This is a genomic window from Polaromonas sp. P5_D5, from assembly GCF_054049435.1.
Genome location: NZ_JBFUMJ010000002.1, coordinates 745,150 through 758,330, shown reverse-complemented (window position 1 = coordinate 758,330; position 13,181 = coordinate 745,150). Strand labels below are relative to the sequence as shown.

General features: G+C 62.4%; 11 protein-coding genes. 8 read left to right on the top strand and 3 right to left on the bottom strand.

What is annotated here, in order from left to right:
- Positions 1–35: 35 nt before the first annotated feature.
- Together rraA and ACXJKE_RS10245 are read right to left on the bottom strand one after the other, a co-directional pair.
- Positions 36–548: a ribonuclease E activity regulator RraA gene (gene rraA, locus ACXJKE_RS10250; protein ID WP_457280474.1), complete on the bottom strand. Its 513-nt coding sequence runs from the start codon at positions 546–548 to the stop codon at positions 36–38.
- Entirely contained in the window at positions 545–1,036 is a 492-nt protein-coding gene (locus tag ACXJKE_RS10245; protein ID WP_007873193.1) for an Lrp/AsnC family transcriptional regulator, read from the bottom strand. The genes rraA and ACXJKE_RS10245 overlap by 4 nt, the downstream gene beginning before the upstream one ends.
- Before the next feature lie 92 nt (positions 1,037–1,128).
- On the opposite strand from ACXJKE_RS10245, the gene yedA reads away from it, so the two are divergent.
- The 8 genes from yedA to ACXJKE_RS10205 all read left to right on the top strand — a co-directional run bounded on the left by yedA (position 1,129) and on the right by ACXJKE_RS10205 (position 11,337).
- Positions 1,129–2,052 (top strand): drug/metabolite exporter YedA, encoded by a 924-nt coding sequence (gene yedA, locus ACXJKE_RS10240; protein ID WP_457280473.1) that lies wholly within the window; start codon positions 1,129–1,131, stop codon positions 2,050–2,052.
- A gap of 110 nt (positions 2,053–2,162) precedes the next feature.
- Positions 2,163–2,621: an SWIB/MDM2 domain-containing protein gene (locus ACXJKE_RS10235; protein ID WP_122956824.1), complete on the top strand. Its 459-nt coding sequence runs from the start codon at positions 2,163–2,165 to the stop codon at positions 2,619–2,621.
- A 415-nt stretch (positions 2,622–3,036) separates the two neighbouring features.
- Positions 3,037–4,047 (top strand): ABC transporter permease subunit, encoded by a 1,011-nt coding sequence (locus ACXJKE_RS10230; protein WP_457280472.1) that lies wholly within the window; start codon positions 3,037–3,039, stop codon positions 4,045–4,047.
- Positions 4,044–4,943 carry an ABC transporter permease subunit gene (locus ACXJKE_RS10225; protein WP_457280471.1) on the top strand — a complete coding sequence of 300 codons (900 nt, stop codon included), beginning with the start codon at positions 4,044–4,046 and terminating at the stop codon, positions 4,941–4,943. The genes ACXJKE_RS10230 and ACXJKE_RS10225 overlap by 4 nt, the downstream gene beginning before the upstream one ends.
- Positions 4,944–5,075: 132 nt before the next feature.
- Positions 5,076–6,092: an ABC transporter ATP-binding protein gene (locus tag ACXJKE_RS10220; RefSeq protein WP_457280470.1), complete on the top strand. Its 1,017-nt coding sequence runs from the start codon at positions 5,076–5,078 to the stop codon at positions 6,090–6,092.
- On the top strand, positions 6,089–7,099 hold the full coding sequence (locus tag ACXJKE_RS10215; RefSeq protein ID WP_457280469.1) for a peptide ABC transporter ATP-binding protein: 1,011 nt from the start codon (positions 6,089–6,091) through the stop codon (positions 7,097–7,099). Before ACXJKE_RS10220 ends, ACXJKE_RS10215 begins: the two co-directional genes overlap by 4 nt.
- A 136-nt stretch (positions 7,100–7,235) precedes the next feature.
- Positions 7,236–8,873 carry an ABC transporter substrate-binding protein gene (locus tag ACXJKE_RS10210; protein ID WP_457280468.1) on the top strand — a complete coding sequence of 546 codons (1,638 nt, stop codon included), beginning with the start codon at positions 7,236–7,238 and terminating at the stop codon, positions 8,871–8,873.
- A gap of 238 nt (positions 8,874–9,111) precedes the next feature.
- Positions 9,112–11,337, top strand: coding sequence for a DNA/RNA non-specific endonuclease (locus tag ACXJKE_RS10205; protein WP_457280467.1), 2,226 nt, complete (start codon positions 9,112–9,114; stop codon positions 11,335–11,337).
- 32 nt (positions 11,338–11,369) lie between these two features.
- Here the strand turns inward: ACXJKE_RS10205 and ACXJKE_RS10200 are convergent, their stop codons facing one another.
- Positions 11,370–13,076, bottom strand: coding sequence for a thiamine pyrophosphate-binding protein (locus tag ACXJKE_RS10200; RefSeq protein WP_457280466.1), 1,707 nt, complete (start codon positions 13,074–13,076; stop codon positions 11,370–11,372).
- Positions 13,077–13,181: the final 105 nt, after the last annotated feature.

Sequence of the window (13,181 nt, the reverse complement as noted above, 5' to 3'; positions counted from 1 at the left end):
GGCGGCAGAGCGCCTGGATTGCAAGCGCCCTGCGTCTACGCTTGCGCAGGCGCCGGCATCACCACCACCCCGTCCTCGTCGGAGTAGAGCCAGTCGCCCGGCCGCACCCAGACGCCCTGTATCTGCACAGCGATGTCACGCAGGCCCGCCTGGCGCCTTTCCGTGGGCAGCGGCATGCTTGCCAGGGCGCGGATGCCGGTCTGGCATTGCGCCAGCTCCGCCACGTCGCGCACGCAACCGTCAATCAGCACCCCTGCCCAGCCGTTTTTGGCGGCGGCGGCGCCCAGATTGCCGCCCAGCAGCGCGCGGCGCAGCGAGGCGCCCCCGTCCACCACCAGCACGCGCGCCTCGCCGGGCGACTCCACCGCCGCCTTGACTGGCGAGTTGTCTTCAAAGCACTGAACGGTGACCACAGGCCCGCTGAACTTCTGATGCCCGCCATAGCTCCTGAAAACCGGCGGAAGCACCCTGAAGCGGCCCGAGGTGTCGCCTTTGTGGAGGTCGCAGAGATCGCAGGTGGCGAAGGAGGCGAGATTGTCTTGGCTCATTTTCCGGTGACTTTCTTGATGACGGGTTTGATGTCTTCGCGCCGGGCGGGCAAGACCACCGCATTCTCGCGGGGGGCATTCAGCACGATGGAGGTCGAGGTCTCGGTGAGGATGCAGAACTTGGTCACCACCGCGTCCAGGTGCGCCACGTCGATCACCGCGATTTCCAGCACCCAGCTGTCCTCGCCGGTGACGTTGTAGGCATTGATCACTTCGGGCGTCTGCTCGATCAGCTTGACCACCCGGGCGTACTCGACCCGCCCTACCCGCGCGATAGCGCGTATGCCGTAACCCAGCCGCGCCAGGTCAACCTCGGCCCGGTAACCTTTGATCACGCCGCCCAGTTCGAGCTTGCGCACACGCTCCGTGACTGCCGGCTGGCTCAGGTGAACACGGCGGCCCAGCTCGGCCATGGTGATCCGCGCATCGCGCTGCAGTTCGCCGAGGATGCGGCTGTCGTAATGGTCCCATTCGGTGGTTTCGGTCATATCGCTTTTTAAGCTTTAAATTTAAAGGCCAGCTGCAGTTTTGCCGTTAGTTTTGCATAGTCTGAGGGCGTTTGGCAACCTACCATGCGGGCATGACCTCCGCACTCATTTCATCCTCCGCCACCGGCAAAGCGCCGGCGCTTTTGATCCCTGCCCTGCTCGCCTGTTACCTGGTGTGGGGCTCCACTTACCTGGCAATCCGCTTTGCCCTGATCAGCTTTCCGCCTTTCTTCCAGATGGGCACGCGTTTCCTGGCGGCCGGCCTTCTGATGATGGCTTGGGTGCTGATACGCGGGCACAAGCTGCCCAGCAGGCGCGAGTGGGCCAACGCCGCCGTCATCGGCACCCTGATGCTGGGCGGCGGGATGGGGCTGACAGCATCGGCTGAAGTTCACATCGGCTCCGGACTGATCGCCACCTTCATCGCGGTGGTTCCCATGATGGTGTCGGCCTGGGGCCTCCTGCTGGGCCAGCGGCCCAGCAGGCTGGAGTTCCTGGGCATGGTGGTGGGGCTGGCAGGTGTGCTGATGCTGGTGCAAGGCTCCAGCTTTAGCGCTGCTCCCGTCGGCATGGCGTGCATTGCGGGGGCGACCTTGCTGTGGTCACTTGGCTCGGTGCTGTCCACCACCCGGCTGCCGCTGGCGAACGGCCCCGCGGGTTTTGCCAGCGAAATGTTGTGTGGCGGCGCGGTGTTGATGGTGATTTCTCTTGCATTGGGTGAGCACCACCAGGCCGCCGCCAACTGGCCGGCGCAGCCCGAAGCCCTGCTCGCATGGCTCTATCTCGTGGTGTTCGGCTCGCTCATCGCCTTCAGCGCCTACCTGTATTTGCTGGCCAATGCGTCACCTGCAGTGGCCACCAGCTACGCCTTTGTGAACCCGTTGATCGCGATTTTTCTGGGCGCATTTTTCGCCGGAGAGCACGTCACCGGGGGCGAATGGGCGGCTTGCGGCGTGATTCTCATAGGCGTTTTCCTGATTTTCAGAGGTAAATCTGCAACATCCAGGCGCAAATAAAGTGCGTTTGCACTAGGAAACTGCGTTTTTCTCCAGTAGCATCCGCATTGCCACAAGGAAGAGTAGTTATCCGTGTGGTGATTTATCAACTTCTAGAAGGAAAATCAATCATGGCAACTGCAAAAAAAGCACCGGCTAAAAAAGCGCCTGCAAAAAAGGCTGCTCCGGCAAAGAAAGTAGCTGCGAAGAAAGCAGCTCCTGCGAAGAAGGCTCCTGCGAAAAAGGCAGCGCCTGCAAAGAAGGTAGCCGCGAAGAAAGCAGCTCCCGCCAAGAAAGTTGCGGCCAAAAAGCCAGCAGCGAAAAAAGCGCCTGCCAAAAAGCGCACTCCCAATGCAGCGTTCATGAAGGCACTGACCTTGAGCCCCGCACTGGCAGCCGTGGTGGGCGACAAGCCTCTGCCACGTACCGAGATCGTCAGCAAGCTGTGGGTTTACATCAAATCCAAGGGCCTGCAGGACAAGGTCAACAAGCGCATGATCAACGCCGACGAAAAACTGCGTGCCGTCTTCGGCAAGGCGCAGGTGTCGATGTTCGAGATGGCTGGCCTGATCGGCAAGCACGTCAAGTAATCGGCTCTTGCCGATATCAAAAGGCCGGTATCTACCGGCCTTTTTTTATGCGCGCGTGCAGCGGGGCCTATGCCAAAGCGCCCAGCCGCTGGCACGCTTCCTGCGTTACTCCGGCGCTCTTCCGCCCGCTTCCATTAACGCCCAAAACTACCTGAAACGTCTGCTAATGCCATAGGGTTACTCGGTAGCCTGCCACCAGCGGCACAGTCGAAAACCGACGCTATTGTTGCTAAGATAAAAAATTCCCCGCGGCACCGCCCGCACCAGACTTAACAAAACAAGACTCCATGTCGATGCCACTGCAGCTACTGCATTCAAAAACCGAGGCGGCGGAAAATTTCGCGCGCCCTGCCTGTCACCAGCGCGACGGTTTTCCCACACCCCGCGCCAAGTCCTGCCTTAGCATCCCGCGATAATGCTGCGCTTTATTTTTACCCGACTGAGCCTGATCATTCCCACCTTTTTGGGGATGACTCTGCTGGCCTTCTTCCTGATCCGCATGGTGCCCGGCGACCCGATCGAAACCATGGCGGGCGAGCGCGGCATCGATCCGGTGCGCCACGCGCAATTGCTCAAGGAATATGGCCTGGACCGACCCGTAATGGTGCAGTACGGCATCTACATCGGCCGGGTCCTCAAGGGTGACCTGGGCAAGTCCCTGATCACGCAGGAGCCTGTACTGCGCGAATTCCTCACGCTGTTTCCGGCCACCATCGAACTCGCCGTGTGCGCCATCTTGTTTGCACTGCTGATCGGCATCCCCGCGGGCATTCTGGCGGCGGTCAAGCGAAACTCCATACTCGACCATGGCGTCATGGGGGTGTCCCTCACGGGGTATTCCATGCCTATTTTCTGGTGGGGGCTGCTGCTGATCCTGCTGTTCTCGGTGCAGCTCGGCTGGACACCCGTGTCGGGCCGGCTCTCCGTGCAGTACTTCATCGAGCCCACCACCGGCTTTCTGCTGATCGACTCGCTGCTGTCGGACGACAAGGGCGCGTTCTGGTCGGCCGCCTCGCACCTGATATTGCCCATGATCGTGCTGGGCACCAACCCGCTGGCGGTGATCGCGCGCATGACGCGCTCGGCCATGCTGGAAGTGCTGGGCGAGGACTACATCCGCACCGCGCGCGCCAAAGGCCTCTCCAACCTGCGCGTGGTGGCCCTGCATGCGCTGCGCAACGCGCTGATCCCGGTGGTCACCGTGATCGGCCTGCAGGTGGGCGTGCTGTTCACCGGCGCCATCCTCACCGAAACCATTTTTTCCTGGCCGGGCGTCGGCAAGTGGCTGATCGAAGCCATCAGTCGCCGCGACTACCCCGTGCTGCAGGGCGGCATCCTGCTGCTGGGCGCCATCGTCATGGCCGTCAACCTGCTGGTGGACATCACCTACGGCATCATTAACCCACGCATCAGGCATCAGCGATGAGCACGGCCACCTTGAAACCCGCTACTGCGCCCGCGCCACCGCATCCGCTGCGCGAATTCTGGAACTACTTCAGTGCAAACAACGGCGCCGTGATCGGCCTGGTCATTGTCATTGGCGTGTTGCTGATCGCGCTGTTCGCGCCGCTGCTGGCGCCGCATGCGCCCAATATCACCAACAACGCGGTGTTCCTCAAACCCCCAGCCTGGCAAACCGGCGGGTCATGGACTTACCCCCTGGGCACAGACGCGATCGGCCGGGATATCCTGACCAGGTTGATGTACGGCGCCCGCCTGTCGCTGGTCATCGGCCTGGCTGTGGTGGCGCTGTCGGTGGTCGTCGGCACGGTGCTGGGCCTGCTGGCAGGCTTTTTCCGCGGCATCTTCGAGATCGCGGTGATGCGCCTGATGGACATCATCCTCACGCTGCCCAGCCTGCTGCTGGCCATCGTGATCGTGGCCATCCTCGGTCCCGGCCTGATGAACGCGATGCTGGCTGTCGCCATCGTCGTGCTGCCGCATTACGTCCGTATCACACGCGCCGCGGTGATTGCCGAAACCTCGCGCGACTACGTAACCGCCGCACGCATGAGCGGTGCCAGCCGCATCCGCCTCATGTTCAGCGAAATCCTGCCCAACTGCACGGCGCCGCTGATCGTCCAGGCCTCGCTCGGCGTGTCCACCGCCATCCTGGACGCAGCCGCCCTGGGCTTCCTGGGCCTGGGCGCCCAGCCGCCCTCACCCGAATGGGGCACCATGCTGGCCGACGCCCGCGAATTCGTCCTGCGCGCCTGGTGGGTAGTCACCTTCCCCGGCCTCGCAATTTTGATCACTGTGCTGGCCTTCAATTTGCTCGGCGACGGACTGCGTGATGCATTCGATCCCAAGCTAAAAAGATGAACAAGATTCACCCACCCCTCATGAACCTCTTCGCAAGTAACAGCGCGGAACCGGCTTTGCCGGGCCGCAGCTGTTGCCCCCTGCGGGGGGATCCGGCTACACGAAGTGAGCCGAGAAGGGGGAGTTACTAATATGGCCCTTCTTGAAATCGAAAATCTTTCTGTTGAATTTCCCTCACAAAACGGCGTGATGCACGCCGTCGACGGCATCAGCCTGTCGCTGGAAGAAGGCGAAGTCCTCGGCATCGTGGGCGAATCCGGCTCCGGCAAGAGCGTCACCATGATGGCCTTGATGGGCCTGGTGGCCTACCCCGGCCGCGTGAAAGCCGACAAACTGCGGTTTGCCGGCCACGACCTCCTCAAGCTGTCGCAAGGCGAGCGCAACAAGCTCATCGGCAAAGACGTCGCGATGATCTTCCAGGAACCCACGACCAGCCTGAACCCCTGCTTCACCGTCGGCTTCCAGATCACCGAAACCCTGCGTCTGCACCTGGGCATGGATAAAAAGGCGGCCACACGCAAGGCTATCGAACTGCTTGAGCAGGTCGGCATCAATTCACCCGAAAGCCGCCTGAAGGCCTATCCGCACCAACTGTCGGGCGGCATGAACCAGCGCGTGATGATTGCCATGGCGATTGCCTGCAACCCGCGCCTGCTGATTGCCGACGAGCCCACCACGGCGCTCGACGTCACCATCCAGGCCCAAATCCTGGACCTGCTGCGCAGCCTGCAAAAAGAGCGTGGCATGGCCCTGGTGCTGATCACGCACAACATGGGCGTGGTGTCCGAAATGGCACAGCGCATCGCGGTGATGTACGCCGGCCAGATCATGGAAGAGCAAAGCGCACACGCCCTCTTCAACACCCCGCAGCATCCCTACACCGAAGCACTTCTGTCGGCCCTGCCCGAGCGCAGCGACGGTAGCGCGCGCCTGGCAACCATCCCCGGCATGGTGCCCGGCCTCTATGACCGCCCTGCCGGATGCCTGTTTGCCCCGCGCTGCGCCTATGCCACCGAACATTCCCGCAACGAGCGCCCGCTGCTGCGCGCCTGGAAGGACGGCATGGTTCGCTGCCACTACCCACTGGGTGATCCCAGCCGCGAGGCCAACATCGAACGCGACACCCCCGTGATGGAGGCCGCGCAATGAGCACCGCCACCGTCACTACCCCAGGCACCCTGCCTACCGGCCCCGTCGTCGAGGCCAAAAACCTCAAACAGGTTTACGAAATCCGCCGCGGTTTCATGCGCAAGTCCGACCACCTGCAAGCCGTCGGCGGCGTGTCCTTCTCGGTCCATGCCGGCAAGACGCTGGCTGTCGTGGGCGAATCCGGCTGCGGCAAATCGACGCTGGCCCGCATGGTGTCGCTGATCGAAACGCCCACGGGCGGCGAACTGCGCATCACCGGCATCGACGCCGTCGGCTCCCCCGAAAAGCGCGTGGGCCTGCGCAAGGCCGTGCAGCTGGTGTTCCAGAACCCCTACGGCTCACTCAACCCGCGCAAGAAAATCGGCGCCATCCTTGAAGCGCCGCTTGAAATCAACACCACCCTGAACGCTGCGGAGCGCGCCGAAAAGGCACGCGCCATGCTGGCCATGGTGGGCCTGCGCCCAGAGCACTATGACCGCTATCCCCACATGTTTTCAGGCGGCCAGCGCCAACGCATCGCCATCGCGCGCGCGCTGATGCTCAACCCCATCGTGGTAGTGGCCGATGAGCCGGTGTCGGCTCTTGACGTCTCCATCCAGGCCCAGGTGCTCAACCTGCTGGCCGACCTGCAGCAGTCCATGGGCCTGGCTTACCTGTTCATCTCGCACGATCTGGGTGTGGTGCGCCACATCGCCCACGACGTGCTGGTGATGTACTTGGGCCATGCCGTTGAACAAGGCGAGAAAAATGCCCTGTTCAACCGACCCCTGCACCCCTACACCCAGGCCCTGCTGGCCTCCACACCCGGCTTGGCCGGCACCGGCGTCAAACAGCGCATCGTGCTCAAGGGCGAGCTGCCCTCGCCGCTGAACCCGCCCACCGGTTGCGTGTTTTCCACCCGCTGCCCCCACGTCACCGACCGTTGCCGCGCCGAAAGGCCGCAGCTGCGTGAAGTTGCAGAGCGGCAGGTTGCGTGCCACTATGCTGAAAACTTTCTCACTGCGTGACCTGAAACCATGCGCTCAAGCACCGGTTTCAGGCCACGTTTTTCAATGACCAGGGCGCACAACGTCACAAATGTTGTGCAATCTGGCCGCAAGCCCCGCTGCAAGAAGCAGCATTAACCTCCAAAGGGATCGTCAAATGATTCAGACCAAACCAAGTGCAAGCCGGCTGCGTCCGGTCCAGCGCGCATTGCTGTGCGCTGTTGCCCTGCCAGCGCTGCTGGCACTTTCACCCGTCTCCGCGAAGACGCTGGTGTTCTGCTCTGAAGGCAGCCCCGAAAACTTCTACCCTGGCGTCAACACCACGGGTACGTCGTTTGATGCCAACGAACCCGTCTACAACCGCCTCGTGGAATTCGAATACGGCGGCACCAAGGTCGTTCCCGGCCTGGCCGAAAAATGGGACATTTCCGCCGACGGCAAGGAATACACCTTCCACCTGCGCAAGGGCGTGAAGTGGCATGCCAGCAATAAGGCCTTCAAACCAACGCGCGACTTCAACGCAGACGACGTGCTGTTCATGTTCGAACGCCAGTGGAAAGAAGACAACGCTTTCTTCAAGGTCACCAGCCCCAACCACTCCTACTTCAGCGACATGGGCATGCCCAAGCTGCTGAAATCGGTGGAAAAGGTCAACGACTACACCGTCAAGATCACGCTGGACAAGCCTGAAGCACCGTTCCTCGCCAACCTGGCCATGCCTTACGCGGCCTTGCAGTCCAAGGAATACGCCGACGCCATGCTGAAAGCCGGCACGCCGGAAAAAATCGACCAGGACCCGGTCGGCACCGGCCCCTTCTACCTGGTTCAGTACCAAAAAGACGCGGTCATCCGCTACAAGGCCTTCCCGCAATACTGGGGCGGCAAAGCCAAGATCGACGACCTCGTGTACTCGATCACGCCTGACGCTTCGGTCCGCTGGGCCAAGCTGCAGAAGAACGAATGCCACGTCATGCCCTACCCCAATCCCGCCGACCTCGACGCGATCCGCAAGGACGCGAACGTGACGATCGTCGAGCAGGCCGGCCTGAACGTGGGCTACCTCGCCTACAACACGACCAAGAAGCCGTTTGACGACGTGCGCGTGCGCAAGGCCATCAACATGGCCATCAACAAGAAAGCCATTGTTGACGGTGTGTACCTGAGCACCGGTGTTGCCGCCAAGAACCCGATCCCGCCAACCATGGCCGCATACAACAACGCCATCAAGGACGACGAGTACAACCCCGAAGCCGCCAAGAAATTGCTGGCCCAGGCCGGCTTCCCCAACGGTTTCACCACCGACCTGTGGGCCATGCCCGTGCAGCGCCCGTACAACCCGAACGCCAAGCGCATTGCCGAGTTGATGCAGGCTGACCTGGTCAAGGTCGGTGTGACCGCCGAGATCAAGAGCTTCGAATGGGGCGAGTACCGCAAGCGTTTGCAGGCTGGCGAACACCAGATGGGCATGCTGGGCTGGACCGGCGACAACGGCGATCCTGACAACTTCATGTACACCCTGCTCGGCTGCGCTTCAGCCCAGTCCGCCAGCGGTTCCAACATCGCCAAGTTCTGCTACCAGCCTTATGAAGACCTGGTCCTGAAAGCCAAGACGGTGACCAATCCTGCCGAGCGCATCAAGCTCTACCAGCAGGCCCAGGTCATCTTCAAGGAACAGGCTCCCTGGTTCACCATCGCCCACGCGGTGCAGCTCAAGCCCATCCGCAAAAGCGTGATCGGCTACAAGAACAGCCCGTTCGGCCGCCACAACTTCTACGCTGTCGACATCAAGGAATAATCCTTCATGGCTTGAAGCGGCTTTGTCATAAAGCCGCCTCCATTCAAAACCCTCCTTCTTCAAGGAGGGTTTTTTCATTGTGGCGCCTTGTTTTTCGCGAGCCGCTGTACGTCTTTACAGGTCTGCACTAACCCTGCTTGTGAAGCCTCCTCCGACTGGAGGGTGCATTTTCCCGTGGAATGGAGGAATATCCATTTCCCCGAATTCTGCAGGCCGAAGGCCGGCGAAGGAACAAGAAATGGGACAGACACTCGGAGCGGTCAAGACGAGGCAACAGGGCATCCTGACGGATGCGGCCCGGCGTTGGGAAGAGCGCATGAAGCAGCGCGAAACCGGCCTTGAAAAAATCCGGAACCAAGGCCCGGGCGCCGCCGACACACCCAAGCGCCAAGCGGAATGGACAGCCCGTCAATTAACCAGGGCCGCGGGCGGCTTTCCCCTTTTCCCCGAGCGTGCCATTGGTACGTGGAATCCCGTGGAATACGCGCCCAGCGTCCAGGCCTCGGACGCCGCGAAACCCGTGGCCCGCATCGTCCAGCAGCGCAGCGCCGGCCATACGCCCATCGGCGTGGCCACGGGCCTGCTGATCGGGTTCGACCTGCTACTGACGAATCATCACGTGTTTCCTTCGAAGATCGACGTCGACGGCCACGCGGCGAATTTTTTCTACGTGCGCGATGAGTACGGCATCAACAACGGCAAATACTACGACTTCGATCCAGACCGTTTCTTTGTTACCGACCCGGACCTCGACTTCACGATCGTGGCGGTGCAGCCCCGCAGCCGCGAGAGCGACCAGATTGCCTCATGCGGCTGGACGCGGCTGATCGAGGCAACGGGCAAGGTGTTGACGGGCGCTCCGGTCAATATCATCCAGCACCCCGCCGGCGGGCCGCGGGCCTTCGCCATCAGCGACAACAAGTTAATGGACATCCTGCCCACCGGCTTTCTTCACTATGAGACGGACACGCGGCCGGGCTCCTCCGGCTCCCCGGTCTACAACACCGACTGGGAACTGGTGGCGCTGCACCACTGCGGCGTGCCGGCGATGCGGGACGGCCGGATCCTGGACAAACGGGGCGCGCCCTGGGACCCGGAGTCGCAAAGCGACGACGACATCCAGTGGATCGCCAATGAGGGCGCGCGCGTCAGTTTCATCGTTGAAAGGCTTAAATCCATGTCGATTCCAGAATCCATGCGCATGATCGCCCGGCAATTGCTGGCGACCACGGCAGACCCGCTCACCGGCACAGAGAGCGTGCCGGCCGGCCCCCCCTCGTCATCCCTCTTACCTCTCGCCTCACGGCCCGGCGGCGGCAACACCTTCAATTTCTCGGGGCCTGTAACCCTGCACGTCTATGGCGGGCAGGCGCTTCAGCCCGGCGTGCCTGCCGCCGCTGCGCCCGTGTCGGTGCCTGCACCGGCGGCGGCCGCGCAAGTTCGTTTGCCTGATGGTTCCGGTGCGCCTTCGGCGGATGGCCTCTTCACCGCCTTTCAGGAAAAGTCCCTGGTTTTCGACGAGGACTACGCGGGCCGCAAGGGATACAACCCGAAATTCCTCGGCCAGGAGGTTCCAGCCCCTGTGGCCCAATCGCGATGGGATGGTGCCCTCTATTCGGTTGCCGATTATGAGGAATTCAATGCCGGTGTGGACGACGTGCCCGCAGTGAAGACAAGCCACCTGGCGCCGACCGATCCGCTACCGCTTGACTACCACCACTTTTCCCTCGTGATGCACAAGCCGACACGCATGTGCCTGTGGACCGCCTCGAACTACGACTACCGCCCCAAATCACGCACCGACCCGCGGAAGCGGGCGGATTTCGGAGGGGAAAACTGGCGAGAAGACCCGCGGCTGCCGCTGGAATACCAGTTGCTCAACAAGGACGTCTACGGCCCGGCCAAACGGATTGACCGCGGGCACATTGTCCGCCGCGAAGACAACTGCTGGGGCGCCGACGCGGACGAAACCGAATTCGCGAACGCCGACAGCTACCACTGGCCCAACTGCACGCCGCAGCATGAGGCATTCAACCAGGAGAACCCCAATGACCGCAGCGGCCAGCGCGTCTATGAAGGCGGAGTGGTCGGTATCTGGGGCCAGTTTGAGCGCCTGCTCACCGACCAGGTTCAGGAGTCGGGCGGGCGCGCCGTGCTGTTCGCGGGGCCGGTGCTCACCGAATTCTTCGAGTCCAAAAACTGGGGAACCGGCAAGGTCAAAATCCCCAAAAAATTCTGGAAGGTTGTGGTCGTGCCCGAATCGCAAAAACGCGGCGCGAAGCTGTTGGCCTATGGTTTCGTCTTCAGTCAGGAAAAACCGATCAGGCAGTTCGGCGACACCTATGAGTCGATAGACATGCCGGCCTTCGAACGCAACCAGGCCGCCATCGCGGAGATCGAGGAACTGGCCGGCTTGAAGTTCGACCCCAAAATCGTCGCCGCGGACCAGTACGCAGGCCAGTAGCTATCCGGTAGCGGCCCGCATTGCTGCAATGGTTACGGCGCCTTGGCCAGAGCGTTTTGCGTAATCGCCGACAAGGTGCCACGCGTGGTGATGACTTCCGGATCCAGCGTGACCTCAATCACCGTGCCCTCCTTGCGAGCCAGCGCCGCAAGCAATTCCGCCTCAAAATCCGCGGTGCGCGTGATGCGCACGCCGGCGTAACCGTAGGCGCGCGCCAGCGCCGCAAAATCCGGGTTGTTCAGGCTTGAACCACTTTGGTGTGTTGGATACTCCCGCTCCTGGTGCATGCGGATCGTCCCGTACATGCCGTTGTTGAGCAGCACGATGATGCTTTTGGCGCCGTGCTGCACGGCAGTGGCCAGCTCCTGGCCGTTCATCAAAAAGTCGCCATCACCCGCGATGGTGAAAGCCACCCGTCCTGTCGTGATGGCCGCAGCAATACCGGCCGGCACGCCATAACCCATCGCGCCCACGGTGGGGGCCAGCTGCGTCTTGTGGCCTTTGACGAGACCGTGATGCTGAAAGAAACGATGCACCCAGCTGGCAAAGTTGCCGGCGCCGTTGGTCAGCACTGCATCCGCCGGCAGGTGCTTTTGCAGCATGCCGACGATGGCGGGCATGTCGATATCACCCGGCAGGTTCGCGGAAGGTGTCGGCTTGAGGTTTTCCAGATAGTCCTCGTTCGCGGATGTGGTCCAGGCTTCCCAGGCCACAGACACCGGCGCCGTGAGTACCTCCAGCGATCGCGCAGCCGCGTTCATGGTGGCGTTGATGGCCAGATCGGCCTGGTAGACGCGGTTGAGCTCCTCGGCGCTCGAATGGATATGCACCAGCTTTTGCTTGGGCCGGGGCGCCTCCAGCAGCGTGTAAGTACCGGTCGTCATCTCACCCAGACGCGGGCCTATGGCGATGATCAGGTCGCTTGCCTTCACGCGTGCGGCCAGCTTCGGGTTCAGGCCGATACCCACGTCGCCCGCGTAGAGCGGATGGTGGTTGTCAAAGGTGTCCTGGAAGCGAAAGGCATTGCCCACCGGCAGCTTCCAGTTTTCGGCAAAGCGCTGCAACGCCTGCGCCGACTGCGGCGTCCAGCCGCCGCCGCCGGCGATGACGAGCGGGCGCTCGGACTTGAGCAGCATCTCGCGCAGCGTACGCAGCGAGCCCGGGTCGCTCCAGGCCTGCACCGCCTCAACACGCGGCAGCGGCTGCGCGGCCGTCATGCGCGTCAGCATGTCTTCAGGCAAGACCAGCACCACGGGACCGGGCCGGCCGTTCATGGCGGTAGCGAAGGCACGCGCCACATATTCGGGGATGCGGTCGGCCTCATCGATGCGCTCCACCCTCTTGGCAAAACCCTTGGTGCTGGGCCCGAAGAAACTGGCGTAGTCCACCTCCTGGAAGGCTTCACGGTCGCGGCAGTCGCTGGCCACGTCCCCCACCAGCAGCACCATGGGGGTTGAATCCTGGAAGGCCGTGTGCACGCCGATGGACGCATTGGTGGCGCCCGGCCCGCGCGTGACCATGCACACGCCCGGCCGCCCTGTCAGCTTGCCGTGCGCCTCGGCCATGAAGGCCGCGCCGCCCTCTTGCCGGCAAGTGACGAACTGGATCTTGTCCTGGCGCGCATGCAGGCCGTCCAGCACAGCCAGGTAGCTTTCGCCGGGAACGCCAAACGCATGGGTAACGCCCTGGGCCAGAAGGCAATCGACGAGAAGGTGGCCGGCGAGTTGAGGGGTGGTCATGAGCCTATTGTGCCGCTGGAATGTGCACAGGCGCAGCGACCTAGCGGCGACTCTTCAACCAAGCGGGTGCCGCGGAACCGGCTTTGCCGGGCCGCAGTCGCCGTC

What these genes read in the sequence shown, in the direction of transcription:
- ACXJKE_RS10245 (WP_007873193.1), bottom strand. Translation starts at nt 1,036, where the DNA reads ATGACCGAAACCACCGAATGGGACCATTACGACAGCCGCATCCTCGGC.
- ACXJKE_RS10200 (WP_457280466.1), bottom strand. Translation starts at nt 13,076, where the DNA reads ATGACCACCCCTCAACTCGCCGGCCACCTTCTCGTCGATTGCCTTCTG.
- ACXJKE_RS10215 (WP_457280469.1), top strand. Translation starts at nt 6,089, where the DNA reads ATGAGCACCGCCACCGTCACTACCCCAGGCACCCTGCCTACCGGCCCC.
- ACXJKE_RS10225 (WP_457280471.1), top strand. Translation starts at nt 4,044, where the DNA reads ATGAGCACGGCCACCTTGAAACCCGCTACTGCGCCCGCGCCACCGCAT.
- rraA (WP_457280474.1), bottom strand. Translation starts at nt 548, where the DNA reads ATGAGCCAAGACAATCTCGCCTCCTTCGCCACCTGCGATCTCTGCGAC.
- yedA (WP_457280473.1), top strand. Translation starts at nt 1,129, where the DNA reads ATGACCTCCGCACTCATTTCATCCTCCGCCACCGGCAAAGCGCCGGCG.
- ACXJKE_RS10220 (WP_457280470.1), top strand. Translation starts at nt 5,076, where the DNA reads ATGGCCCTTCTTGAAATCGAAAATCTTTCTGTTGAATTTCCCTCACAA.
- ACXJKE_RS10230 (WP_457280472.1), top strand. Translation starts at nt 3,037, where the DNA reads ATGCTGCGCTTTATTTTTACCCGACTGAGCCTGATCATTCCCACCTTT.
- ACXJKE_RS10210 (WP_457280468.1), top strand. Translation starts at nt 7,236, where the DNA reads ATGATTCAGACCAAACCAAGTGCAAGCCGGCTGCGTCCGGTCCAGCGC.
- ACXJKE_RS10235 (WP_122956824.1), top strand. Translation starts at nt 2,163, where the DNA reads ATGGCAACTGCAAAAAAAGCACCGGCTAAAAAAGCGCCTGCAAAAAAG.
- ACXJKE_RS10205 (WP_457280467.1), top strand. Translation starts at nt 9,112, where the DNA reads ATGGGACAGACACTCGGAGCGGTCAAGACGAGGCAACAGGGCATCCTG.